The sequence below is a fragment of the Sphingomonas sp. ABOLE genome, from assembly GCF_003950455.1.
GTDB lineage: Bacteria > Pseudomonadota > Alphaproteobacteria > Sphingomonadales > Sphingomonadaceae > Sphingomonas > Sphingomonas trueperi.
Map to the genome: position 1 here is coordinate 1 of NZ_QQWY01000029.1, position 24,430 is coordinate 24,430.

Annotated in this window: 24 protein-coding genes; 7 read left to right on the forward strand and 17 right to left on the reverse strand. The window is 67.3% G+C overall.

The window, feature by feature from the left end:
- A partial coding sequence (locus CA234_RS16625; protein WP_164521854.1) for a hypothetical protein occupies positions 1–127 on the reverse strand: 127 nt, incomplete at its 3' end.
- Positions 128–708: 581 nt separating this feature from the next.
- Here CA234_RS16625 and CA234_RS16630 point away from each other — a divergent pair.
- From CA234_RS16630 to CA234_RS16640, 3 genes are all read left to right on the forward strand, one after another.
- Entirely contained in the window at positions 709–1,956 is a 1,248-nt protein-coding gene (locus CA234_RS16630) for an EAL domain-containing protein (protein WP_241213550.1), read from the forward strand.
- A gap of 50 nt (positions 1,957–2,006) precedes the next feature.
- Entirely contained in the window at positions 2,007–4,418 is a 2,412-nt protein-coding gene (locus CA234_RS16635) for an ATP-binding protein (RefSeq protein WP_126002284.1), read from the forward strand.
- 69 nt (positions 4,419–4,487) lie between these two features.
- Entirely contained in the window at positions 4,488–4,874 is a 387-nt protein-coding gene (locus CA234_RS16640; protein ID WP_125977211.1) for a response regulator, read from the forward strand.
- Between the two features lie 3 nt (positions 4,875–4,877).
- On the opposite strand, the gene CA234_RS16645 is transcribed toward CA234_RS16640, so the two are convergent.
- The 3 genes from CA234_RS16645 to CA234_RS16655 form a co-directional block, all read right to left on the reverse strand.
- On the reverse strand, positions 4,878–6,164 hold the full coding sequence (locus tag CA234_RS16645; protein ID WP_125977212.1) for an MFS transporter: 1,287 nt from the start codon (positions 6,162–6,164) through the stop codon (positions 4,878–4,880).
- A gap of 192 nt (positions 6,165–6,356) precedes the next feature.
- Positions 6,357–7,637, reverse strand: coding sequence for an ATP-binding protein (locus CA234_RS16650; RefSeq protein WP_241213551.1), 1,281 nt, complete (start codon positions 7,635–7,637; stop codon positions 6,357–6,359).
- Positions 7,634–8,371, reverse strand: a complete 738-nt coding sequence (locus CA234_RS16655) for a response regulator transcription factor (protein ID WP_125977213.1) — start codon at positions 8,369–8,371, stop codon at positions 7,634–7,636. The genes CA234_RS16650 and CA234_RS16655 overlap by 4 nt, the downstream gene beginning before the upstream one ends.
- A gap of 222 nt (positions 8,372–8,593) precedes the next feature.
- Between CA234_RS16655 and rpsU the strand changes: the two genes are divergently transcribed.
- Positions 8,594–8,800, forward strand: coding sequence for a 30S ribosomal protein S21 (gene rpsU / locus CA234_RS16660; RefSeq protein WP_010545388.1), 207 nt, complete (start codon positions 8,594–8,596; stop codon positions 8,798–8,800).
- Positions 8,801–8,887: 87 nt separating this feature from the next.
- On the forward strand, positions 8,888–9,469 hold the full coding sequence (locus CA234_RS16665; RefSeq protein ID WP_125977214.1) for an FKBP-type peptidyl-prolyl cis-trans isomerase: 582 nt from the start codon (positions 8,888–8,890) through the stop codon (positions 9,467–9,469).
- 158 nt (positions 9,470–9,627) lie between these two features.
- Here CA234_RS16665 and CA234_RS16670 read toward each other — a convergent pair whose 3' ends face one another.
- From CA234_RS16670 to wecB, 3 genes are all read right to left on the reverse strand, one after another.
- A complete protein-coding gene (locus CA234_RS16670) occupies positions 9,628–10,386 on the reverse strand; it encodes a metallophosphoesterase family protein (RefSeq protein WP_125977215.1) in 759 nt (252 codons plus the stop codon).
- Positions 10,383–11,681 (reverse strand): UDP-N-acetyl-D-mannosamine dehydrogenase, encoded by a 1,299-nt coding sequence (wecC, locus tag CA234_RS16675; protein WP_126002285.1) that lies wholly within the window; start codon positions 11,679–11,681, stop codon positions 10,383–10,385. Before wecC ends, CA234_RS16670 begins: the two co-directional genes overlap by 4 nt.
- Positions 11,682–11,748: 67 nt before the next feature.
- Positions 11,749–12,888 carry a UDP-N-acetylglucosamine 2-epimerase (non-hydrolyzing) gene (gene wecB / locus CA234_RS16680; RefSeq protein ID WP_126002286.1) on the reverse strand — a complete coding sequence of 380 codons (1,140 nt, stop codon included), beginning with the start codon at positions 12,886–12,888 and terminating at the stop codon, positions 11,749–11,751.
- A 113-nt stretch (positions 12,889–13,001) separates the two neighbouring features.
- Here wecB and galU point away from each other — a divergent pair, with 113 nt between their 5' ends.
- Entirely contained in the window at positions 13,002–13,871 is an 870-nt protein-coding gene (gene galU / locus CA234_RS16685; protein WP_125977218.1) for a UTP--glucose-1-phosphate uridylyltransferase GalU, read from the forward strand.
- Positions 13,872–13,910: 39 nt separating this feature from the next.
- On the opposite strand, the gene CA234_RS16690 is transcribed toward galU, so the two are convergent.
- From CA234_RS16690 to ubiE, 10 genes are all read right to left on the reverse strand, one after another.
- A complete protein-coding gene (locus CA234_RS16690) occupies positions 13,911–15,257 on the reverse strand; it encodes a nucleotide sugar dehydrogenase (protein ID WP_126002287.1) in 1,347 nt (448 codons plus the stop codon).
- Positions 15,258–15,303: 46 nt separating this feature from the next.
- Positions 15,304–16,323 (reverse strand): NAD-dependent epimerase/dehydratase family protein, encoded by a 1,020-nt coding sequence (locus tag CA234_RS16695; protein ID WP_126002288.1) that lies wholly within the window; start codon positions 16,321–16,323, stop codon positions 15,304–15,306.
- Between the two features lie 46 nt (positions 16,324–16,369).
- On the reverse strand, positions 16,370–17,134 hold the full coding sequence (moeB, locus tag CA234_RS16700) for a molybdopterin-synthase adenylyltransferase MoeB (protein ID WP_126002289.1): 765 nt from the start codon (positions 17,132–17,134) through the stop codon (positions 16,370–16,372).
- Entirely contained in the window at positions 17,131–17,511 is a 381-nt protein-coding gene (locus CA234_RS16705; protein ID WP_125977222.1) for a hypothetical protein, read from the reverse strand. Before CA234_RS16705 ends, moeB begins: the two co-directional genes overlap by 4 nt.
- Positions 17,508–17,954 carry a dUTP diphosphatase gene (dut, locus tag CA234_RS16710; RefSeq protein WP_126002290.1) on the reverse strand — a complete coding sequence of 149 codons (447 nt, stop codon included), beginning with the start codon at positions 17,952–17,954 and terminating at the stop codon, positions 17,508–17,510. Before dut ends, CA234_RS16705 begins: the two co-directional genes overlap by 4 nt.
- Positions 17,955–17,956: 2 nt before the next feature.
- Positions 17,957–18,688 (reverse strand): alpha/beta hydrolase, encoded by a 732-nt coding sequence (locus tag CA234_RS16715; protein WP_241213552.1) that lies wholly within the window; start codon positions 18,686–18,688, stop codon positions 17,957–17,959.
- Positions 18,689–18,911: 223 nt separating this feature from the next.
- Positions 18,912–20,084 carry a bifunctional phosphopantothenoylcysteine decarboxylase/phosphopantothenate--cysteine ligase CoaBC gene (gene coaBC, locus CA234_RS16720; protein WP_126002291.1) on the reverse strand — a complete coding sequence of 391 codons (1,173 nt, stop codon included), beginning with the start codon at positions 20,082–20,084 and terminating at the stop codon, positions 18,912–18,914.
- Positions 20,081–21,199, reverse strand: coding sequence for a hypothetical protein (locus CA234_RS16725; RefSeq protein WP_125977225.1), 1,119 nt, complete (start codon positions 21,197–21,199; stop codon positions 20,081–20,083). The genes coaBC and CA234_RS16725 overlap by 4 nt, the downstream gene beginning before the upstream one ends.
- Complete coding sequence (gene ubiB / locus CA234_RS16730; RefSeq protein WP_125977226.1) at positions 21,196–22,728, reverse strand: 2-polyprenylphenol 6-hydroxylase; 1,533 nt, start codon at positions 22,726–22,728, stop codon at positions 21,196–21,198. Before ubiB ends, CA234_RS16725 begins: the two co-directional genes overlap by 4 nt.
- 40 nt (positions 22,729–22,768) lie before the next feature.
- Positions 22,769–23,500 (reverse strand): bifunctional demethylmenaquinone methyltransferase/2-methoxy-6-polyprenyl-1,4-benzoquinol methylase UbiE, encoded by a 732-nt coding sequence (gene ubiE / locus CA234_RS16735; protein WP_125977227.1) that lies wholly within the window; start codon positions 23,498–23,500, stop codon positions 22,769–22,771.
- A gap of 89 nt (positions 23,501–23,589) precedes the next feature.
- Between ubiE and mutM the strand changes: the two genes are divergently transcribed.
- Complete coding sequence (gene mutM, locus CA234_RS16740; protein ID WP_126002292.1) at positions 23,590–24,399, forward strand: bifunctional DNA-formamidopyrimidine glycosylase/DNA-(apurinic or apyrimidinic site) lyase; 810 nt, start codon at positions 23,590–23,592, stop codon at positions 24,397–24,399.
- Positions 24,400–24,430 lie beyond the last annotated feature (31 nt).

Below are 24,430 nucleotides of genomic sequence, written 5' to 3' on the forward strand. Positions count from 1 at the left end.
CATTCTGGTGGAGCAGTTCGATTTTCCGCGCGTCCTTGTCCACGCAGATGACTTCGTGGCCGAAGTCCGAGAAGCAGGCTCCAGATACCAGGCCCACATAGCCCGTGCCGATCATCGCAATGCGCACGATTTTCCCCTGTGCCGAAAGTGCTGTTTCCAGCGGTCCGGCAAAGCTCTTAACCGAACCTGCCGCGACCGCAACCCACTGCAGTGCAGCAATTGCGTCAGGCCGTTGGCCGCAAAAGAAAAAGGCCTGCGGGGGCAGGCCTTTTTCCTGGTTAATGTCAGCTGGCTACCTCGCGGCGCCGGCTTCCATATGGTTGAATTCAGAGCGGGCGGATGTCCGTGCCAGTGACGCCATCACGGAAGAAGAGGGTGAAGAACTTCATTTTTTTGGCTCCCATTTCTGCGCTGTTCCGCGCAAGTCATTTCGTTAATGAAAAATTTACTTTTCCGCAATCGGGGATTCTGCGGAGGGCGAGATTTGCGCATATGTGCAAATTCTCGTTTACCTTTTCTTTAAACGTGTTTCGTAATCCTCCTCGTCCGACGATTCCGGGCGGGTCCGCAGGGATCAGACAGGGGGCGGCAGGCGGCATGCAGTCGTAAAAAATGCCGGTTTTTGGCTGGTTTGCGCATCAGCCAGTAGTTTTTCGCGAATCTGTCCTTTATCGGTGTGTGGCCGAGCAGGCGGCGGGAGGGCATTCGGTGAGCCATGGCTTGAACGTGTCGGCATTGTGCCGCGTGACCAATTTCGAGACAGCGCGCCGCATTCTCGGCAAAAATGGTCTGCACTTTGCCGCCGAGACGCTGGCGGCCCGAATCGTCGCCCTCGCCCCGAGCGTCCAGCTGATCGGCGTCGGCCGAGACCTGATCGAATTCCACGTCGCTGCCGCGGATCGCGAAGAGGCTACGATGCGCCTGCGGTCGCTGCGCCACGACCTCGATGCGCATCAGCGCGATGCCCTGCCGGAAGTCCGGCTGGATTTCGCGATCGGTGCGGCATGTGCCGGGGTCGAGGAGGGCGACACGCTTCGGCTGCTCGAGGTCGCCGAAATCGCGCTGGAGCGCGCGGGGGATGCTGGCGGTTTCGAGCTGATCGATCTCTCGCTGGCCGACCACGCGGTCGATCGCCTGACGCTCATCGCCGATTTGCCGCGCGCGATCGCGGCGGGCGAGCTGTTCCTCCACTACCAGCCCAAGATCAATGTTCGCCAGCAACAGGTTTCGAGCGCCGAGGCGCTGATCCGCTGGCAGCACCCCGATCGTGGCCTGATCATGCCCGGCGATTTCATCGCGGCTGCGGAAGACTCTGGGCTGATCGGCCCGCTCACGCTGTGGACGCTGCGCCAGGTCATCGCCGACCAGCGCCGGCTTGCCGCGCTGGGGCACGATATCCCGCTGTTCCTCAACATCTCGGGCATGCTGCTCGCCAATGCGGGGTTCATCGACGAGGTCTGCGAGATCATCACCGCCAACCCGGCGGCGAAGCTCGGCTTCGAAATCACCGAAACGGCGGTGATCCGTGATCCGGAGAGCGCCATCCGCCACCTGCAGCGCTTCGCCGATCACGGCGTGGTGCTGGCGATCGACGATTATGGCGCGGGTCTCTCCTCGCTTGCCTATCTCAAGCAGCTCCCCGCCAAGGAGCTGAAGATCGACAAGATGTTCATCACCCAGCTCACCTCGAGCCATCGCGACCCGCTGATCGTGCGGTCGACGATCGATCTCGCGCACGCGCTGGAGATGGAAGTCACCGCCGAGGGCGTAGAGACGCCGGCGGCGCTTGCGCTGCTCAGCGTCATGGGCTGCGACCTTGTGCAGGGCTATCTGATCTCGCGCCCCGTGCCCTTCCCGGCGCTCTGTTCCTATCTCGGCGAGCAGGACCAGCTGGCCGAGACCATGGCGAGCCGCCCGGTGTTTCTCCGGTCCGGAAGTTCGTGGACGCGCGCGTGAGCTGTCGCGCTCTGCGCCACTCGCCTATCCTTTTTGCTGGATTGCTGCTCGTGGCCTCGCTCGGAGGCGCCGCGCACGCGCAGCAATTACCCAAGAATGTCGCGGCGCTGGTCGAGCAGGCCCGCAACCGCATCGTCGACCAGTCCGAAGATCCGAACCCGTTGATCCAGCAGATCGATGCGATGGCCGGCCGCAGTGCGGATCCTGCAGAACAGGCGCTGGTGCGGGGGACCGCACTGTGGCTGCGTGCCGAGGTGCAACTCCGCAGCGACCAGATCGGCCCAGCCAAGCGATCGCTGGACAGTGCCGCGCGCATCGTCTCGACGATCAAGGCTCCGGTCGCGCTGAAGGGCGATCTGCAGATCGCGCTGGGCAATCTGTTCCTGATGCAGGACAAGTCCGCCGATGCGCTCGTCGCCTTCCAGCGCGCTTATCGCGTGTTCGAGGACGTGCGGGAGCCGAGACGGCAGGCGATTGCGCTGCAGAGCATCGGCTCGCTATATGCAACGGCGTCCGATCACAACCGGGCCGAGCGCTATTATCGGCAGGCCGCCCTTGCTTACAGCGGCGACCCACTGCTTTCGCTTACGCTGCACAACCGCCGCGGCAACGTGCTGCTGCTGCTGGAGCGGTATCAGGAGGCGGACGCGGAATATGGCGCGGCGATCGCGCTGGCCCGCAAGCTCGGCAAGCCCATGCTCGAGGCGCGCATTCTCGACAACCTGGCGCGCAGCCAGGTCGAAGCGCGCGATCTGCAAGCCGCCAAGGCGACGCTCGCGCGTGCCTTCACGCTCGCGACCGGAAGCGATGCTGCCGGCTTACGGCGCCTGCTAAGCGCAACGGCGGCGAAATTGGCCTTTGACGAGGGGGATACGTCGAGAGCGGCGGCGCTGATCGGCCAGACCTTCGCCGGTCTCGATCTCGCCACCACCACTCAGGACTTCCGGATCCCGCACTTCTTCGCCTATCTCATCTACCGCAAGCTCGGCGAGGATCGGCTGGCGCTGCGGCACCTCGAAGCGCTCAAGCGCCTGAGCGACGAGGCGGCCAAGGTGGCGACCACCAACAGCGCCGCGCTGATGGCGGCCCGGTTCGATTATGCGAACCAGGAACTCACCATCCAGCGGCTCAAGACCGAGCAATTGCAGAAGGCCGCGCATTTCCAGCGCGTGCTGTTCCTCTCGCTCGGGCTCGCCACCCTGGTCGTCATCCTGCTGCTCAGCGTCGGGCTGTTTACCATCCGGCGTAGCCGCAACCAGGTGCGTGCGGCGAACCGCGTGCTCGCCTCCACCAATGCCGCGCTCGAAAAGGCGCTGCGTGCCAAAACCGAGTTCCTGGCGACCACCAGCCATGAGATTCGCACCCCGCTGAACGGCATCCTCGGCATGACCCAGGTGATGCTCGCGGACGACGCCATCGCTGGCGACGTGCGCGAGCGGCTGGAAGTGGTGCAGGGCGCCGGGCTGACGATGCGGGCGCTGGTCGACGACATCCTCGACGTCGCCAAGATCGAAAGCGGCAACCTCAGCGTCGACCCGGTGCCGATGGACTTCCGCACGCTCGCCGAGGAAGTCGCGCGGCTGTGGACCGATCCGGCGCAGGCCAAGGGGCTGGCGTTCGACGTTCAGTTGGACGGCGCGCCCGGCTGGATCGTCAGCGACCCCAGCCGGCTGCGACAGTTGCTGTTCAACCTGCTGTCGAACGCGCTCAAATTTACCGCGGCCGGTGCCATCGGGCTCACGGCAGAGGTTGCGCAGGGCGAAGGCGATGTCGGCGAACGCTTGCGGATCTCCGTTTCCGATACGGGAATCGGCATCCCGGCCGACAAGCTGGGTGAAATCTTCGAGAGCTTCCGCCAGGCGGATTCCAGCACCACGCGCCAATATGGCGGAACGGGCCTCGGCCTCACCATCTGTCGCAACCTCGCCGAAGCGCTGGGCGGCGCGATCTTGGTGGCGAGCACGCCGGGCGAAGGCTCGACCTTCACGCTCGACCTGCCGCTCCTGCGCGCCGAGCCACCGGCGACGCTTCCCGGCGCGGGCGAAGCGGGCACCGGCGTGCTGATTCTCGAGCGCAATCCGATCACCCGGGCGATGCTGCGGACCCTGTTCGAAGCCGAAGTCGACCGCGTGCGATTCGCCAGGGATCGCGATGAGGCCCTGCAGCTACTCGAATTGGAGCAGTTCGACGCGCTGGTCATTGACGAAGCGGCACTCGCCACCCCAACGCAAGATCTGGTGGAGCGGATCGCTATCCTATGCAGGATACAGTCCAATCTATGCGCGACCTTGCTTTGGAGCGGCAAGAACGCCGAACAACGTTCGCAATTTCTGGACGCCGGCCTAACACAGGTGATAGAAAAGCCGGTCGCTGGAACGGAATTGGTAGCAGCGGCACTGCCCGCGTCCGCGCGGAAAAAGAACAGACTGGGGAAAGACCCGCTTGTCTCGCAGGCGGCTTAGGGCGATAATACACCGAGACATGCACAACGTGGCCAGAACGCCGGTTTCTGCCCAGAAGGGCCAGTGTCGATGAACATCCTGTTCATCGAGGACGATCCGATGAATCGGCGCGTCGTGAAGGACATGCTCGATGTGGCCGGGGCGACGATGGCCGAGGCCGCCTGGGCCGAGGAAGGCCTCGCCCGGATCGACGACGAGACCTTCGACATTATCCTGGTGGATCTGCGCATGCCCGGCACCGACGGGTTCGAGACGATTCGCCAGATCCGCGCGCGTCCCGATGCCAAGGCCGACCTGCCGATCATCGTCGTCACCGCCGACACCGCGCTCGACCTGCGCGAGCGCTGCCTGGCGACCGGCGCCGACGACGTGCTGTTCAAGCCGGTGGCGATGGACGCGCTGTTCGATGCGATCGGCCGGGTGCTCGCCAAGCGGGGCGGGGCGATCCTCGCCTGATCCTCAGTCCTCCGCGATACGGCTGTTGCGGGCAGTGTCGCGCATCGTCGCATAGGTTATCAGCGAAATGCCGATCATCGCGGTGACGTACCAATAGAAGCCGCGCTCCCAGCCTTCCTGTTTGAACCACAGCGCAACCGACGGCGCCGTGCCGCCGAAGATGGCGTTAGCCATCGCATAGGGCAGCGCGACGCCGAGGGTGCGGATATGCGCGGGGAACAGCTCGGCCTTCACCACCGCGTTGATCGCGGTGTAGCCGGTGACGATCAGCAGCGCGGCGGTCATCAGCCAGAAGGCCGAGACGCCGTCGCGCACGCCTTCCATCGCGACGAAGATCGGGTAGGTGAAGCACACCCCCAGCACCCCGAACCCGATCATCAGCGGCTTGCGGCCGATCCGGTCGGACAGCGCGCCCGCCAGCGGCTGGACCAGCATGAACACGAACAGCGCCGCCGCATTCACCTGCGTGGCCGCGGCATCGGAGAAACCGGCGGTCTTCTTAAGGAAGGTGATCGGGTAGATGGTGTAGGCGTAGAAGGCGAGGGTGCCGCCGGCGGTGAGCAGCAGCACCAGCATCGCCTCGCGCGGGTGCTGACGAAAGAGCGCGAACGCGCCCGAGGCCGCCTTGCGGTCGCGCTTGGCGAAGCTCTCGGTCTCGGCGAGGCGGCGGCGCAGCCAATAGACCAGCAGCGCGAGCACGCCGCCCAGCGCGAAGGGCAGGCGCCAGCCCCATGCGCGCAGGCTCTCCTCGGGCAGCACCGCCTGCAGCGCGAGCAGCGCCACCAGCGCGGTGAGCTGGCCCGAGATCAGCGTGACATATTGGAAGCTGGAAAAGAAGCCGCGGTGCCGCCGCCCGGCCATCTCCGACAGATAGGTCGCGCTCGCGCCATATTCGCCGCCGAGCGACAGGCCCTGCAGCAGCCGCGCGAGCACCAGGGCCGCGGTGGCGGGCCAGCCGATCGCGCTGTAGCTGGGCGTCGCCGCGATCAGCAGCGAACCCGCGCACATCAGCGTCACCGACAGGCTCAGCCCCGCCTTGCGGCCGTGCCGGTCACCATAGACGCCCATCAGCCAGCCGCCGATCGGCCGCATGAAGAAGCCGATCGCGAAGACGATCCAGGCGTTCAGGTCTTGCGCGGTGCCGGGCGCGAAGAAATGCGGGGCGAGATAGCTGGCGAGCGCCGCATAGGCATACCAGTCATACCATTCGACGAGGTTGCCCGCCGATCCGCCGAGGATCGAGCGAAGACGGGTGCCGCGGTCGAGCGGAGCATCGGATATATCGGCCATCGCCCGCCTGTATAGCAAAGCTCCGCCCGCCGGAAAGGCGCGCACAGGGGGCGGCACGCCGCTCGGCGAGCGGAGATGCGATCGCGCGGAAAGCCGTACGCGCGATGCGGAGCCGCCGTTGGGGCTGCGGCTTGCACGAACCCTGGCGCAGGAACGTCGCCGGGCGATGTCGGAGCGTAACGAGGTGTTGCGTCAGGTTGCGAGCGGCAGCCGTACCCGCACCCGGCCGCCCGTGCCGCTGGGCCGGTTGGCCAGCATCACCTCGCCCCCGTGCAACTCGACGATGGAGCGCACGATGGCGAGGCCCAGGCCCGTGCCCCCCGTCGCGCGGTTGCGCGAGCTTTCGCCGCGGACGAACGGCGCGAAAAGATTCTCGGCGCGCGAAAGATCGAAGCCGGGCCCTTCGTCGTCGACATGGATCTCGCCATGCCCATTCCGAACGCTCCAGCTGATTCGAGCGGCATGGCCGTAGCGAATCGCATTCTCGATCAGATTGCCGAACAGCCGCCGCAGGGCCTGCGCATCGCCGATCAGCACCATGCGCGGGCCGGGTTCCACCGTTACGTTCGTACCCGCCGCGGCGAGATCGTCGGCAAGGCTGTCGATCAGCGAGCCGAGGTCGAGCCGCACCATCTCGCCGTGCGTGCGGTCGTCGCGGGTGAAGCGCAGCGTCGCGGCGAGCATTGCGCGCATCTCGCCGATATCGGCGACGGCGCGTTCGCGGGCCGCTTCGGGCAGTTGCTCGATCCAGAAGGCGAGGCGGGAGAGCGGCGTGCCCAGGTCGTGTGCCATCGCCGCCAGCATCACGGTGCGATTTTCGGCCTGCTGGAGGATGCGGACCTGCATCGCCTCCATCGCGCGGCCGAGTTCGCGGATCTCGCGCGGTCCGTCGAGCGGAATCGCCTCGGGGGCGCCGAGCCGGGCACGTTTCGCCGCTTCGGCCAGACGCCGGATCGGGCGCGAGATCCGCCGCGCCGCCGCCCAGGCGAGCAGCGACAGGATCACCAGCGTCAGCAGCATCCATTGCAGGATCGCGACTCGCCAACGGCCGAGCGTCGGCGCGCGGCTGACGGAGGCGACCAGCCAGCCCCTATCGGTGCGGCGCCCGATCGTGAAGCTACCATGGATGTCCTGGTCAGGATCGCTGGTCGGCCATTCATAATAGCCGCGCACGCTGCCCGCCGGGGCCGGGATCAGCGCGGCGATCGCCTGATCTCGCTCGGGAAAGGCGCGCTCTTCGGTGCGGCCGAAACGCTCGTTGTCGGCGTAGTAAAGGTGGATCGCCTCGCCATGGATGCGTACGGGCGCGCGGCCGGTGCGCAGCGCATCGGCGACCCGGGCAATCGGGATCGGCCCGAAGCCGGGAGGCGGGCCGTGAAACACCACCGCGAACTGGACCAGCATCACCACCGCCGCCGAGGTGATGGCGAACAGCATCATCGGCACCACGATCGACGCCGGGCGTCCGATCACTTGGTGGTGACCTCGGCGATGAACATATAGCCTTCGTTACGGATGGTGCGGATCAACTCGTCCGCGTCCGAGCGGGCGAGTTTCTTGCGCAGCCGGCTCATCTGCACGTCGATCGCCCGATCGAAATGCTCGGCATGGGCGCCGCGCGAATAATCGAGCAGCGCGTCGCGGGTGAGCACCCGGCGCGGCCGCTCTACCAGGGCGAGCAGCAGGCGGAACTCGCCGTCCGACAGGTTGATCAGCACGCCTTCGGGATCATAGAGTTGCCGCCCCACCGGATCGAGCCGCCACCCGGCGAAGCGCAGATAGCTGCGCTCCAGCGTACCCGTCGCAGTCGGCGCGGTGACGGCCCGGCGCAGTACCGAGCGGATCCGCGCCAGCAGCTCGCGCGGGTTGGCCGGCTTGGCAATATAATCGTCCGCGCCCATCTCGAGGCCGACGATCCGATCGATGTCTTCGCTGAGCACCGAATGGAGAATCACCGCCGGGCCGGCCTGGCGGTCCATCGTGCGCAGAATGGACAGACCATCCTCGCCGGGCATCATCAGGTCGAGCACGACCAGCGCATAGCTGTTGGCGGCGATCGCCGCGCGCATCGTGGTCGCATCCTCGGCCGTGTCGACGACATAGCCATGCTGGGCCAGGAAGGCGGCGGTGAGCTCGCGGATACCGGGATCATCGTCGACGATCAGGAGGCGGGTCTCTAGGTCCAATGCGGGGGCTGACTGCATCATGAAGTGGGTATTGGGACCCGATTCTATCGACCGGGTTGCAGCACTGCAATCTGCTGTAATCCGGGTTGGCGCGCAGCGGGCCCGCTAATCTACGGAAGCTGCTGCGCCGCGCACGCTTTTGCTTGAAGAATCGAATGGGCGCTGATAGGAGGCCCGTTCGACGCCGCACCTATGGTTTCGGCGGCCCATTGCTATTGAGTTTGATCGGAGCTGTACGACTTTATGCAAATCATCGTTCGCGACAACAACGTCGACCAGGCGCTGCGGGCGCTCAAGAAGAAGCTGCAGCGTGAAGGCGTCTATCGCGAGATGAAGCTGCGCCGTCACTACGAGAAGCCGAGCGAGAAGCGTGCGCGCGAGCGTGCCGCCGCCGTGCGTCGCGCCCGCAAGCTGGAGCGCAAGCGCATGGAGCGCGACAGCGCCCGTTGAGGCCTGACCGGCGCGCGTTGAATCAGCGCGCGCCGTCGTTTCTGTTTCCTACATAAACGGGGATGCCTTCCCCGCCGGAGTCCGATCATGTCGGTGACCGCCGTTCCGCTCCAGCCCGTCAAGGGCAGCTACAAGCTCTGGATCTGGTTGGGGGTGCTGGCAGCGGCTGCCATCGCCGCTGCGCTTGCCTGGACCGGCACGCGCACGCCCGCCGCGTCGCATCTCGATGCCGACGCGTTCATGGCGTGGCACAAGAACCAGTCGGGCATCCAGACCACTCCGTCGGGTCTCCAGTATCAGGTGATCGAGGCCGGAAGCGGCGCGAATCCTGCCGAGCAGGACGGTGTCGTCACCGAGATTCGCGGCGTTCTGCGCAGCGGCAAGGAATTCCAGCCGAAGACGCCGATGCGCTTTCAGATCGGCCAGCCGATGATCCCGGGCTTCACCGAAGGCGTGAAGCTGATGAAGAAGGGCGCCCATTACCGCTTCTGGCTCCCGCCGAAGCTGGGCTATGGCGCCGAGGGCGGCCAGCAGAACGAACTGTCCGACCAGGTGCTGATCTTCGACGTCACCATGCAGGAACTGGTGCCTGCCGCGGTCATCCGCCAGATGATGATGCAGCAGCAGGGCGGCATGCCGCAGGGTGCAGGCGAAGCCCCCGCCCAGTAAGCAGCTTCCGATTGCTAAGGTTTGAAAAGCCCGCGAGCGACTCTCGCGGGCTTTTTCGTGTGCACCGAAGGGCTTCGGGAGGGTGAAATCGCATTCCGCCCCGTCCGTCATCCCGGCTTTCGCCGGGATGACGGCTTGGCGCAGACGTCCGGCTCGGATCAGGCGCCGGTGGCGAGGAAGCGGCGGTCTGCGCCGTCGAGGCACAGCGCCGTAAGGCGGCCGGTGGCGCTGGCCCCGGTATCGATCGCGATTCGGTTGGGATGGATGTCGGGTTCGCCGACGACGGTGTGGCCATGGACGACAAGCACGCCGTGATCGGCGGTGCTGCGGAGGAACGGGGTGCGGATCCAGCGCAGGTCCTGCGGGTCCTGCGCGTCCAGCGCGACACCGGGGCGAATGCCAGCATGGACGAAAAGCACATCGCCGACTCGAAGCAAGTCGGGCAGCGCACGGAGCAGCGCGACGTGCGCCTCGGGAATCGCAGCGCGAAGCAGTGCGGGCGCACCTGCCGGGTCGGCGAGCAGCGCGATCGGGTCGAGCTCATAGCTGACCGCGCATTCCTCGCCGCCGAAGTGCAGCCAGCTTTCGAGATCGCGCAGATTGCCGTCGAGCATTGCGACGAGCATGGCTTCGTGATTGCCGCCGAGGATCGTCATGCTCGGGTCTGCGGCTTGTCGTTCGAGCAGCAGATCGAGCACGCCGCGCGAGTCCGGGCCGCGATCGATCAGGTCGCCGAGCAGCACCAGGTGCTCGCAGGGGCGGGGATCGGCCGCCCGCTCCGCGTCGATCCGGGCGAGCAGTTCCTCGAGCAAGTCGCGCCGGCCATGGACGTCGCCGATCGCATAGGCGCGGGTGTCCGCCGGCAGCGCATAGGCCGGCGGCTCGGCGCGGCGGAACAGTGCGGTGAGCCGGTTCACCCGGCGAGGCGCAGGCCGGCTGCGATGCTCTCCGGCGCGGGCTGGTCCGGCCAGATGCCGCGCGTGTCGTAGACCAGCTTGCCCGCGCGCTCGTCGAGCGGCACCGACTTGAACAGGTCATGGTCGACCAGCACGATGAAGATCGGGCAGCTTTCGATCGCGCTGTCGATGTCGGTCAGCGTCGCGCCCGCGGCGGCAAGGGCAGGGGGGAGCGCGTGGGCATAGGGTTCGACGATGCGGACGCGGGGGCCGTGTCGCTCGGCGATCGCCTGCGCGACCTTGAGCGCGGGGCTCTCGCGGAAATCGTCGATATTCGCCTTGAAGGCGAGGCCCAGGCAGGCGATCGGCGCGCCCGGCAGCCGGGCGATCAGCGCCTCGGCGCGCGCGATGCTGTGCGCGACCTTGCCGTCGTTCACTTCGCGAGCGGTGCGGATCAGCGGGCTCTGCGCGGGGTTAGAGTGGACAAGGAACCAGGGATCCACCGCGATGCAGTGACCGCCCACGCCGGGGCCTGGCGAGAGGATATTGACGCGCGGGTGGCGATTGGCGAGGCGGATCACCTCCCACACGTCGACGTCCATGCCCTCGGCCAGGATCGAAAGCTCGTTGGCGAAGGCGATGTTGACGTCGCGGAACGCATTTTCGGTCAGCTTGGTCATCTCCGCCGCGCGTGCGGTGGTGGTGACGCACGCACCGCGCACGAAGCGGCGGTAGAAGTGCAACGCCTTGCGCGCGCAGCGGGGCGTGATGCCGCCGATCACTCGGTCATTCTCGATCAGTTCGACGAGGATGCGGCCGGGCAGCACCCGCTCGGGGCAATAGGCGATGGCGATGTCCGCGCTGCCGCTGCAGTGCCCGGGCACCTTGAGGTCGGGACGCAGTTGGGCGAGCAACTCGGCAACCTTCTCGGTGGTGCCGACCGGCGAGGTGGATTCGAGGATGACGACGCCGCCGGCCTTGAGCACCGTGGCGATGGTGGTCGCCGCCTGCAGGACATAGCCGATGTCGGGCGCGTGGTTAGCGCCGAACGGCGTCGGCACGGCGATGACGAAGACGTCCGAAGGCTCGATCGCGAGTGCCGCCCGGAGATTGCCGCGTGCGACCACGCCCGAGACAAGGCCGTCGAGATCGATCTCCTCGATATGCACCCGGCCCGAGTTCACCGTCTCGACCACGTGCGCGTCGACATCGATGCCGAGCACCTGGGCGCCGGTCCGCGCGATCACCGCCGCGGTGGGGAGCCCGATATAGCCGAGGCCGAGCACTGCGACCTTCGGCTCATTGGTGACAAGCATCGCAAACTCCGCGCGAAATCAGGAGCGGCGACCTTGGCAGAGAGGCGTTAAAATATCGGAAGACGGCTCAGCCGACACGAAAGCCGGCGCGGATGATGTCGGCAATCCGCGCGGCGGCATGGCCGTCGCCGAATGGATTGTGCGCGCGTGCCATGGCGGCATGGGCCTGGGGATCGTCGAGCAGGCGGCAGACTTCCTTGACGATGCGATCGGCATCGGTGCCCACAAGCCTTGCGGTGCCGGCTGTGATGCCTTCGGGGCGCTCGGTGGTCTCGCGCATCACCAGCACCGGCTTGCCGAGCGCGGGCGCCTCCTCCTGCACCCCGCCCGAATCGCTGAGCACGAGATCGGCCATGCCCAGCGCGCGGATGAAATTGGGGTAATCGAGCGGGTCGATCCGCGCGATGTTGGGCTGTTCGCCGAGCGCTGCATCCATCACCGCAACGACGTTCGGGTTGGGATGCACCGGGAAAAGGATCGCGACATCCGATCGTGCTGCAATGCGGCGAAGAGCGTCGGCGATCGCGGCCATGCCCTCGCCGAAATTCTCGCGGCGATGGGTCGTGACAAGTACGATGCGCTTGCCCGTGAAGCGGGCCGCGATCGGGTCGAGTCCGGCAGCCATTTCGGGCTCGGCCTCAATCCTTTCGCGCGTGGTCAGAAGTGCGTCGATCACCGTGTTGCCGGTAACGTGGATGGTGGCAGCGGGCACATTCTCGTCGCGCAGCGCGTTGGCGGCGGTTTCGGTGGGGGCAAAATGCTGGTCGGCGATCGGCGCTACGATCCGGCGGTTCACCTCCTCCGGCCAGGGCTGGTAGATGTCGCCCGAGCGCAGCCCCGCCTCGACATGGCTGACGGGGATCTTGCGATAATAGGCTGCCAGCGCGCCCACCATCGCGGTGGCGGTGTCGCCCTGCACGATCACCCGATCGGGCCGCACCAAATCGAGCGCCCCGCCGATGCCTGTCAGCAGCCGCACCGTCAGCGCATCGAGCGACTGGCCGGGGGTCATCAGGTCGAGGTCGATATCCGGCGTGATCCCGGCAATCGTCAGTACCTGGTCGAGCAGGCCGCGATGCTGCGCCGTCACGCAGGTGACGACCTCTAAATCCGGCGATGCCTGCAACGCGCGAATTACCGGAAACAGCTTGATGGCTTCGGGGCGTGTGCCGAAGACGACGAACAGCTTTTTGCGAACCTGTGCCATTTTCACCAACTAGCGTAGATGCCTCACCGAACCATTACGGATCCCGCGCGTTTGCCACCCGCGCGGTATAAGGTTATGCCGCACTGCACCCAAAATTAACCACGAGGGGGGTTATGACGATCAAGCCGCTGCGTAAGGCCGTGTTCCCGGTTGCGGGTCTCGGTACCCGGTTCCTGCCCGCCACCAAGGCGATGCCGAAGGAGATGCTGCCGGTCGTCGACCGTCCGCTGATCCAGTACGCCGTCGACGAGGCCGTGGAAGCCGGTATCGAGCAGATGATCTTCGTCACCGGCCGCGGCAAGTCCGCGCTCGAGGACCATTTCGACATCGCCTATGAGCTGGAAGCGACGATGGCCGCGCGCGGCAAGTCGCTCGAGGTGCTGGAAGGCACCCGTCTGAAGCCGGGCAACATCGCCTATGTCCGCCAGCAGGAGCCGATGGGCCTCGGCCATGCCGTGTGGTGCGCCCGCGACATCGTCGGCGACGAGCCCTTCGCGGTGCTGCTGCCCGATGACTTCATGTTTGGCCAGCCCGGCTGCCTGAAGCAGATGGTCGATGCCTATAACAAGGTCGGCGGCAATCTTATCTGCGCCGAGGAAGTGCCGGACGACCAGACCCACCGCTACGGCATCATCACGCCGGGCAGCCGGGACGGCGTGCTGACCGAGGTCAAGGGCCTGGTCGAGAAGCCGGCACCGGGCACCGCACCGTCGAACCTGTCGGTGATCGGTCGCTATATCCTGCAGCCCGAAGTGATGCGCATCCTGGAGAATCAGGGCAAGGGCGCCGGCGGCGAGATCCAGCTGACCGATGCGATGCAGAGGATGATCGGCGACCAGCCCTTCCACGGCGTGACCTTCCAGGGCACGCGCTATGATTGCGGCGACAAGGCCGGTTTCATCCAGGCCAACCTCGCCGTGGCACTGTCGCGACCGGACCTCGAGCCGGCGGTGCGTGCCTTCGCGCAGAAGGCGCTGGGCTGAGCCCACCGGGCGGTGCGCCGGGCAGTCCGGCGCACCGCCTCAGGCGCGTGCGATGTTCTCGCCTGTGACGCCCGCCTTGCCGCAGGCGTTGCGGGTGTCGATTACCAGCTTCGCCGAGGCGGCCAGCGCCGCATAATCGAGCGCGTCGTGATCGGTGGCGATCAGCACCGCGTCATAGTCGGCGATCGCGGTTTCGTCCCATGCCACGCCATAGCGGTAGTTGAGCGTCGGGTGCTCGCGGGTGCCGTTGATCTGGGCGACGTGCGGATCGTGGAAATCGGCCGTCGCGCCGCGGGCTTCAATCAACTCCATCAGCCGGAGCGACGGGCTCTCGCGGATGTCGTCGACATTCTTCTTGTAGGCCACCCCCAGCACCAGCACGCGCGCGCCCCGCAGGCCCCGGCCAAAGCGGGCATCGAGCGTATCCGCCAGCACGCGGATCACGTGCTGCGGCATGCCGGCGTTGATCTGGCCGGCGAGCTCGATGAAGCGGGTATGCTGGTTGTACTCGCGGGCCTTCCAGGTGAGATAGAAGGGGTCGATCGGAATGCAGTGTCCCCCCAGGCCCGGGCCGGGGTAGAAGGGCATGAAGCCGAACGGCTTGGACTTGGCCGCGTCGATCACTTCCCACACGTCGATGTCCATCGCGGTGAAGATCAGCTTGAGCTCGTTGACCAGCGCGATGTTGACCGCGCGGAACACATTCTCGGTGATCTTCACCGCTTCCGCCGTCGCCGCCGAGGAGACCTGAATCGCCTGCGGCACGATGTGGCGGTAGAGCGCCATTGCCAGTCCCGCCGAGGCAGGATCGTCGGCGCCGACGACTTTTGGGATCTTGGTGGTCGAGAAGGTCGGGTTGCCGGGATCCTCGCGCTCGGGCGAATAGGCGAGGAAGAAGTCCTTGCCGGCGAGCAGTCCGTCCTCCTCGAGGATCGGCTGCATCACCTCGCGGGTGGTGCCGGGATAGGTCGTCGATTCGAGGATCACCAGCTGGCCCTTGCGCAGTGTATGGGCGATCGCGCGGGTGGTGTGCTCGACATATTTCAGGTCAGGCTCGAGATGCCGGGTGAGCGGCGTCGGTACGCAGATCAGCAGCACGTCGACTTCGCCCAGCCGATCGAGATCGGCGGTAGCGGCGAGGCGTTGCTCGGCCACGAGGGGGGCAATGCGGCCGCCGGGGATGTGCTTGATATAGCTGTCGCCGCGATTGAGTGCGACGACCTTGTCGGGGTCGAGATCGAAGCCGAGCACCGAGCAGCCCGCCTCGCCGAACGCCACCGCCAGCGGCAGGCCGACATAGCCCATGCCGATCACGCCGATCGTCGCCGCGCGCGTCTCGATCCGGGTCTGCAGCTTGAGTCCGTGCGCCGGCCACTCGAAGGTCATCTTGTCCGCTCCAATCGGGAGCGGCCCTTGTGCACCGGCGGCGGTTTCAGCTTCGATAATGCTCCAGATACCAGCGCACGAAGGCTGCCACGCCCTCTTCCGGCGTCGTCGAGGGAGCGTAGCCGGTTAGGCGGCGGAGCAGGTCCGACGAGGCTTCGGTGGCGGGCACGTCGCCGGCCTGCATCGGCAGGAAGTTCTTGATCGCGGTGCGGCCCAGCGCCTTCTCCGCCGCGCCGATATAGTCCATCAGCGGCGTCGGGCGGCCCGCGCCAATATTGACGATGCGGAACGGCGCGGCAGGGGAGAGGCTGTCGCCCTCCACCGGCACGTCGCCGGGGACGGCCTCGATCAGGCGGACGATGGATTCGGCGAGATCGTCGATGAAGGTGAAGTCCCGCACCATTGCGCCGTTGTTGTATACGTCGATCGGCTCGCCGGCGAGAATGGCGCGGGTGAACTTGAACAGCGCCATGTCCGGCCGCCCCCAGGGACCATAGACCGTGAAGAAGCGGAAGAAGGTCATCGGCGTGCGGAACAGGTGCGCATAGCTGTGCCCCATCAGCTCGGTCGCGCCCTTGGTGGCGGCGTAGAGGCTCATCGGGGTGGCGGTGCGCTGGGTCTCGCCGAAGGGCATGTCGGTATTGGCGCCGTAGACCGAACTGGTCGAGGCGGCGAGGAAGTGGCGGACCGGATGGTGGCGCGCCAGCTCCAGCAGGTTGAACGTGCCGACCAGGTTCGCGCCGATATAGCTGGCGGGCTGCTCGATGCTGAAGCGCACGCCCGCCTGCGCGGCGAGGTGGATCACCACGTCGGGCTGGAACGCGGTCCAGGCGTCGGCGAGCGCGGTCTGGTCCTCGATCGAGAGGCGCGCCACCCGGAAGTTCGGGTGGCTGGACAGCATGTCATTGCGCGCTTCCTTGAGCGCGACGTCATAGTAATCCGAGAAATTATCGATACCGAGCACCGTAGCGCCTGCCTGGAGCAGGCGACTGGCGGTGTGGAAGCCGATGAACCCGGCCGATCCGGTGACGAGCACGCGCGGGGGCTTGGCGGTCGGGTCGGTCATCTTGGCTCCTGTTGCTCGGTGAACGTCTCGCAGTAGAGCGTGGACGTTACCGGAGCGTTCCCGTGCCGCAAGCCGGGCAACCGGGGTCCTTGGGCAGCTGGAGGGTGCGGAAGCGCAGGGCGAGCGCGTCGACCAGCAGCAGCTTGCCGGCGATATCGTCGCCGAACGGCGTGATCGCGCGGATGACCTCCAGCGCGGCGAGGCTGCCGAGGATGCCGGTCAGTGCCCCCAGTACGCCCTGCTCGGAGCAGCTGACACCCTCGCGCTCGGGATCATGGCCGACGAAGCAGCGATAGCAGGGCTTGTCCGCCTCCCAGCCGCGGAACGTGCCGAGCTGGCCCTCGAACTCGGCCACGGCGGAGGAAACGAGCGGCACACGGGCGGCAAGCGCGGCATCGGCGACGGCGAGGCGCGTGGCGAAATTGTCGGTGCCGTCGAGAATGACGTCGTGTGCCGCGAGCAGCCCCGGCGCGTCGTCGGCGGACAGGCGGCGCGCCTCGACGCGCACGGCGACATTCGGATTGATCGCAGCGACGCGCGCGGCAGCAGCCTCGGCCTTGCCGGAGCCGATGTCGTCGGTGCCGAACAGCACCTGACGCTGGAGATTGGAGCGATCGATCACGTCATCGTCGACGATCGTCAGCGTGCCGACGCCGGCTGCGGCGAGATACTGGATCGCCGGGGCACCGATGCCGCCTGCGCCGACCACCAGCACTCGCGCCGCCTTGAGCTTCGCCTGACCCGCACCACCCACTTCGCGCAGGATGATGTGGCGGGCGTAGCGTTCCAGCTCCTCGTCGGAGAGCGTCATTTCGGCCAGGTGAAGGTGACCGTCGTGCGGTACCATTGGTCGGCGCTGGCCTGGCGCGGCAACAGGTTGCCGCGCGCGGCACCGGCGACCATCGCGGCGGCGTATTGCTCCACCGTCGGGCACTGGATCGCGCGCGGTACGGTCGTGCGGATATTGTCCTGCGCGTCGACCAGCACGGCGACGTCGACGCTCAGCGTCAGCCCCGGTCCGATTGCGACCGGGCATTTGCGGGTCGTCACTTCGTTGGCCACGAAGGCGAGCATGTCCGGCGTGATCTGCGGCTCGGCGCGATAGGGCAGCGGCGCGAGCGACGGCCAGTCGATCACTCGCGGCGGGTTCGCCTGGAGCGCGACGGCGAGGGCTAAGGTGGCGATCATCGCCCAGTCGAGCCGAAGCCGCCGGCACCCCGTGCGGTTTCGTCGAGGGTCGCAACTTCGTCGAGATCGGCGCGCTGGACCGGCGCGGGGACCAGCTGGGCGATGCGGTCGCCGCGGGCAATCGGGAAGTCCTCATTGCCAAGGTTGGCGAGGATCACCTTGATTTCGCCGCGATAATCGCTGTCGATCGTCCCCGGCGTGTTGAGGCAGGTGATGCCGTGCTTGAGCGCCATGCCCGAGCGCGGGCGGACCTGCACCTCAAAGCCGGCCGGGATCGCCATCGCGAAGCCGGTCGCGACGGCGTGGCGCGCACCGGGCGCAAGCGTCAGGTCCTCGGCGGCGACCACGTCCATGCCCGCAGCACCTCCGGTAGCGTAGCGGGGGAGAGGGAGGTTCTCGCCATGGGGCAGGCGCTGGATCGCGATACGGATCGGCGGCAGCAAGGTCAGCCTTTCGTGGGAAGCGCGGTCGCCAGCCGGATGGTTGCCGCCAGCACTTCGGGATCGTTGAGCAGATCATGTCCCCGTCCGGGGACGATGCGGAGATCGGTAGCGATGCCGCGAAGCGCAAGGGCCTCGGCATAAGCGCGCGACAGCGCTGGGGGCGTGATCTTGTCGTCGAGGCCGACCAGCACCGCGGCGCGCATGCCCGGCATCACTCCGCCCGCGGTCTTGAGCGGATCGAGGCTGGCAACCGGCGTCGACCAGGCCGCGCCGTGGCGCTGCTTCTGCATACCCTTGCGCCACTCGGGCAGCGCGCAGGGACAGCCGACCAGCACCATCGCGTCGACCAGATCGGGGCGGATGCCGGCGATGTCGGCGGCGATCGCCGCACCGCCCGAATCGCCGACCAGGATCAGCCGCGCGGAAGCGAAGCGGCGGCGGAGGATGCCGAGCGACTCCGCGATCGCGTCGATCCGCTCCTGCGTATAGTCGTCGCCGAAGCCTAGCCCGGCCTGGCCCGGCGAACGGTTGCCCGCGGCGTCGCCATAGCCCGGCCGCAGCAGCGCGACGGCGGCACTGTTGGGGATGCTCTGGGTGGCGGCCTCGGCGAACCGATAATGATCGCTGCGGGTTTCCGGGGTGCCGTCACCGTGCAGGACGACGATCAGCGTGCGCACCGTGTCCGGCGCGGTGGCGCCGAAGTTCCGCGCGTGGAGGTTGAGCGCGGGCTCCACCTTGGCGGCGGTGTGCGTCGTCGCGATGGGCGTGGTGCAGCCGGCGAGCAGCGCGAAACCGGCGAGAGCCGGCAGGACGAATCTGGCAGCCTGCGTTCCCCTTCCGCTTGCGGGAGAGGGTAGGGGGGGGGCTGAAGCCTCTCCGCATTTCTGCCACGTTGGTACCTCCCCCGAGCCCTCCCGCAAGCGGAAGGGGCGCGCAGGCTTGCGGTGCTGGGGCATTTCACAGCGCATCGGCGATCCGTTCGGCGAGGCGGCGGGCGACGTCGACCTTGGACGCGCGCTCCCAGCTTTCGACGCCCTGGGCGGTGACGAGATGGACGGCATTGGCTTCACCCCCCATCACATCGCCCGAAACATCGTTGGCGACAATCCAGTCCGCGTTCTTGCGCGTGCGTTTCGCGACGGCATGTTCGATCACTCGCTCGGTTTCCGCCGCGAAGCCCACCACGAGCCGCGGCCGGCGCAACCCTTGCGCCACCCCGGCGAGAATATCAGGATTCTGGGCGAGATGCAGCAGCGGCGCGGCGTCGCCTTTCTTGAGCTTCTGGGCAGCAGGTTCAACCCGCCAATCGGCTACGGCGGCAACCATGATGGCGGCATCGGCGGGCAGGGCAGCATCGACCGTTGCTGCCATCTCGCGCGCGGTCTCCACGTCGATCCGGGTGACGCCCGCAGGCGTAGGCAGCGTCACCGGCCCCGCCACCAACGTCACGCGCGCACCCAGTGCTGCCAGCGCGCCGGCAATGGCGAAGCCCTGCTTCCCCGAGGAGCGATTGGCGATGTAGCGCACCGGGTCGATCGGCTCGTGGGTCGGGCCTGCGGTGACGAGGACATGCTTGCCGACAAGTCGCTGCTCGACCGGCGAAAGCGCCTGCTGGATGGCGGCTAGGATCGCCTCGGGTTCGGGCAGGCGGCCGGGGCCATATTCGCCGCAGGCCATCGGACCCTCGTCGGGTTCCAGCACGGTCACGCCGTCGGCACGGAGCTGGGCGACGTTGCGGCGGGTGGCGGCGTGGCTCCACATCCGCACGTTCATCGCAGGTGCTGCGAGCACCGGCTTGTCGGTGGCGAGCAGCAGGGTGGTGGCAAGGTCGCTGGCGATGCCGCCGGCCATGCGTGCGAGCAGATCGGCGGTGGCGGGTGCTACTACGACGAGATCGGCCTGGCGGCTGAGCTGGATATGGCCCATCTCCGCCTCGTCCTTCAGGTCCCACAAGGTGGTGTAGACTTGGTTCTCGGACAGCGCGGCGAGCGTCATCGGGGTTACGAAATGCTGGCCGCCCTCGGTCAGCACGCAGGTGACGCCGATCCCCGCCTTGCGGCACAGGCGGACCAGTTCGCACGCCTTATAGGCGGCGATGCCTCCGCCGACGATGAGCAGGATGCGCTTCATGGGCCTATCGTTGTAACTGTGATCCGCCGCTTGTCGAGCGCACGGTGCCACAGGTCGGCCAGTGCATCGGGGACGAACACCAGCCCGAGCAGCGCGGCGGGAGCTATCATCAGTGCCCAGTAGAAATTGTCGAGCCGTGCGAAGATCGCAATCACCACGCCGTACGCGATCAGCAGCGCGAACATGCGCAGGCCGAGCGGTTCGTCCCAGCTCGCCCAGCCGAGCAGCGCCAGCACGATCAGCACCGCGCCGACCATCACCGGCAGGGCCTGAAGCGCGGTCGAGGTGACCAGCGCCCGAAGGAAGAAGCCGGGCCCGTTGAACGCGGACCAGCCCGGGGATGCGGCATCGAGTGGCCCGGTCACCCCCGTCACGGCATGCGCGTGCAGCGCCAGCACCCCGGCGAAGAGCAGCAGCGCCACGCCCCAGCCCAGCGCCTCACGCCGCCGGCCCTCGCCCCAGGCGAAGGCCAGCATGACGATCGCATAGAGTGCCGCCGTCTCGCGGATCAGCATCGCGGCGAGGCCGAGCGCGATCGCCTCCAGCGCGCGGCCGGGGCGGCGCAGCGCGAGCGACAGCGCGACGAGCAGGCCAGCCCAGACCTCATGGAACAGCACCAGGCCCGGCTGGAAGAAGGCCAGCATCGAGACCGCGAGGAGCATCATCATCACCGCGCGCGGGAACAGCCCGTTCAGCGCGACGCCGACGCGCGAGGCCCAGGCAAAGGCGGTCAGCGCGGCGAGCGCGAGCAGCAGGGCGATGCTCGCCCAGCCGGGGAGCAGCGCCTGTAGCGCCGCCAGCGCGGGCAGCCGCATGGTGAAGAACGGCCGCAGCGGATAGCTGCCGGCGCGCATCGCGTCGCTCGCCGCGACATAATAGGTGTCGCCGCCCTTCATCGCCGCGACGACCCGTTCGTACAGCCCGATATCGGTCATCCGATCGGCGGTGGCGGCAGCGGAGTCGCCGTCGCCGGTGAGCGAGGGCACCGTCAGCGCGGTCAGCGAAGCAAGCACCAGCAACAGCACCGCCAGCCACGCCAGCCGCGCGCGGCCCCGCGACAGGACGGCAAAGCGGCTCGGCTGGAGGGTCCAGAGGCGGCGCGTGCGCCCGCTCATTGCAGCAGCAGCGTTCCGGCCACCCCGGCCAGCGCGGCGACGATGCTGACCAGCGCATAGCGCCAGCCGCCGCCGACGCGCACGACCTGGATCTCGCGCAAGGGCGGCTCGGGCGGGGCACCGCCGGGAGCGGGGAAGCGCATCTCGATGTTGCGCACCAGCTCCGGCAGGCGGGCGAGGGTGCGCAGGTCCTCGATCAGCCGATCGGCGACCTTGGCCTCGGGCCCCAGCTCGGTGCGGATCCATTCGCGCACGAACGGTGCCGAGACTTCCCACAGGTTGATGTCCGGATCGAGCCCGCGCGCGACGCCTTCCACCATCACCATGGTCTTCTGGAGCAGCAGCAGATGCGGCTGCGTCATCATGTCGAAGTCGCGGGTGATCGAGAACAGGCCGTCGAGCATGCCGCCGATCGACATCTCCTTCACCGGCAGGCCGCGCATCGGCTCGCCCACCGCGCGCAGGGCGGTGGCGAACTCGGCGACATTGTGGTGGGCGGGAACATAGCCCGCCTCGAAATGGATTTCGGCGACGCGCTTATAGTCGCCGGTGATCAGGCCGTAGAGGATCTCGGCAAGCCATACCCGCGCGCGTCGGTCGATCCGGCCCATGATGCCGAAGTCGATCGCCGCGATGCGGCCATCGGGCAGGGCGAAGAGATTGCCCTGGTGCATGTCCGCGTGGAAGAAGCCCTCGGCGATCGCCTGGCGGAGGAATGCCTTGATCAGCTTGCCGGCGAGGCCCGGCATGTCGTGCCCGGCGCGGACCAGCGCCTCGCGATCGCTCAGCTTGATGCCGTCGATCCACTCGAGCGTCAGCACCTTGCCGGTGGTGCGCTGCCAGTCGATCTGGGGGACCATGAAGTCCGGCTCGGCGGTCATGCCTTCGGCGAGTTCGGAGGCCGAGGCGGCCTCGCGGCGGAAGTCGAGCTCGCGCGCGGTCCAGCGCTTGAAGCTTTCGATCACCAGGCGCGGGCGCAGGCGGCGCGCCTCGCCGCCATAGGCTTCGAGCTGGGCGGCGGCCCATTCATAGGTATCGATCGCGCGGGCGAAGTCGCTCTCGATGCCCGGGCGCAGCACCTTCACCGCGACGCGGCGGCCGTCGGTGGTCACCGCACGGTGGACCTGGGCGATCGAGGCTGCGCCGATCGGTTTTTCCTCCACTTCCGCGAACATCGCGGAGAGCGGGCGGCCATAGCTGGTCTCGATCCGCTCGCGGATGATGTCGAAGGGGACGGGGGGCAGCGCGTCCTGCAGGCGAAGCAGGTCGTGCGCGGCTTCCTCGCCGACGAGATCGGGGCGCGTCGCGAGCGTCTGGCCGAGCTTGATCGCGGCGGGGCCGATCGCCTGGAAGGCATCGGCATAGGCCGGGACGGCAGGCACGCGCGCGCCGAGCCGGGCGAGACGCGCGAGGCGGCGCACCGGACGGGGCGTGTTGGCGTCGCGCTCGATGCCGCGCAGCGCGCCGTGACGCGCGAGGATGCGGCCCCATTTGAGCAGGCGCCAGAGGTGGACGGCGGGGGCGGTCATGCCCAGATCCTCCCGAAGGAGGATCGAACAGGGGCTTGCATCAAATCTTCCAGCCGCTGTGGATCGCGACGAGACCGCCGAGCAGCGGCTCGACCTTGGTCTGCTGGAAGCCGGCCTCGGCGATCATCCGCTCGAAGCTCGGCATGTCGGGGAAGCGGCGGATCGATTCGATCAGGTAGCGATAGCTGTCCTCGTCCTGCGCCAGCAGCTTGCCGAGCTTGGGGACCAGCTTGTGCGAATAGGCGTCGTAGATCTCGGCGAAGCCCGGCCACTGGGTGGTCGAGAATTCCAGCACGAAAAAGCGGCCGCCGCGCTTCAATACGCGGTGCGCCTCGCGGAGCGCCTTGGGGATGTCGGTCACGTTCCGGATGCCGAACGCGATGGTGTAGGCATCGAAGAAGCGATCGGGGAATTGCAGCGTCTCGGCATTGGCCTCGGTCCATACCAGCCCGTCGATGCCGCGCTGGGCGGCGCGCTCGACGCCGACGGCGAGCATTTCCGGATTGATGTCGGCCACGGTGATCGCGGCGCCCGTCTCTGCCATGCGGAAGGCGATGTCGCCGGTGCCGCCGGCCATGTCGAGGATGTGCTCGCCCGCGCGCGGCTTGACCCGGCGAACGAAGCGGTCCTTCCACAGCCGGTGCATGCCGCCCGACATGGCGTCGTTCATCAGGTCGTATTTGCTGGCGACATTCGAGAACACCTCGCCGACGCGGCGGGTCTTGTCCTCAGGGGCGACGTCTTCGTAACCGAAGGAGACGGTATCGGGCATGGGGGTGCCTTAGCCGCAGGTGACGGCCAAACCAAGAGGGCTGAGGGGCAGGTGACATTCGGCCCCGCACTTCCTAGCTGTAGCCCCCGATGCCTGAGCTTCCCGAAGTAGAAACCACCGTTCGCGGCCTGGCCCCTGTGCTGGAGGGGCAGCGGATCGAACGCGTGGTGCTGAACCGCGCGGACCTGCGCCGGCCGTTCCCGGTCGATCTCGGCCAGCGGCTGACCGGGGCAACCGTCACCGGCCTGTCCCGCCGGGCGAAATACGGCCTTATATATACGGACCGCGAGGACACTTTGGTCTTCCACCTCGGCATGTCCGGGCGCTGGCGGATCGATCCTTCGGAACTCGGCAAGCACGACCATGTCGTGATCGAGACCGCGCGGCACCGGCTGTCGCTCAACGACCCGCGGCGATTCGGCTCGATGGATCTGGTCCCAACTGCCGAACTGGCCGAGTGGCCGGCGTTCAAGACACTGGGCCCGGAGCCGCTTGGGCAGGACTTTAACGCCGCGCATCTGGTTGCAGCCTTCGAAGACCGAATCGCGCCGGTGAAGGCGCTGCTGCTTGACCAGCGAATCGTGGCCGGTCTCGGCAACATATACGTGTGCGAGGCGCTGTTCCTCGCCGGCATCGCGCCGACCAAGCCGGCGGGCTTGATCGGGCGGGCAAAGCTCGAGAAGCTGGTCGAGGCAGTGCGCGAGGTGCTGGAGGCTGCGATTCGCGCCGGCGGCTCCACCTTGCGCGATTATGCGCGGCCGGACGGCGAGCTCGGCTATTTCGCCAAGGAGTGGCGGGTCTATGGTAGGGAAGGGGAGCCGTGCAGCTGCGGGCGCCTAGTGCAGCGCCGCGTGGATTCGGGGCGCTCCACCTTCTATTGTGGCAAATGCCAGCGCTGAAAGGTTGACCCGAATCGCTGCAGCCGGTAAG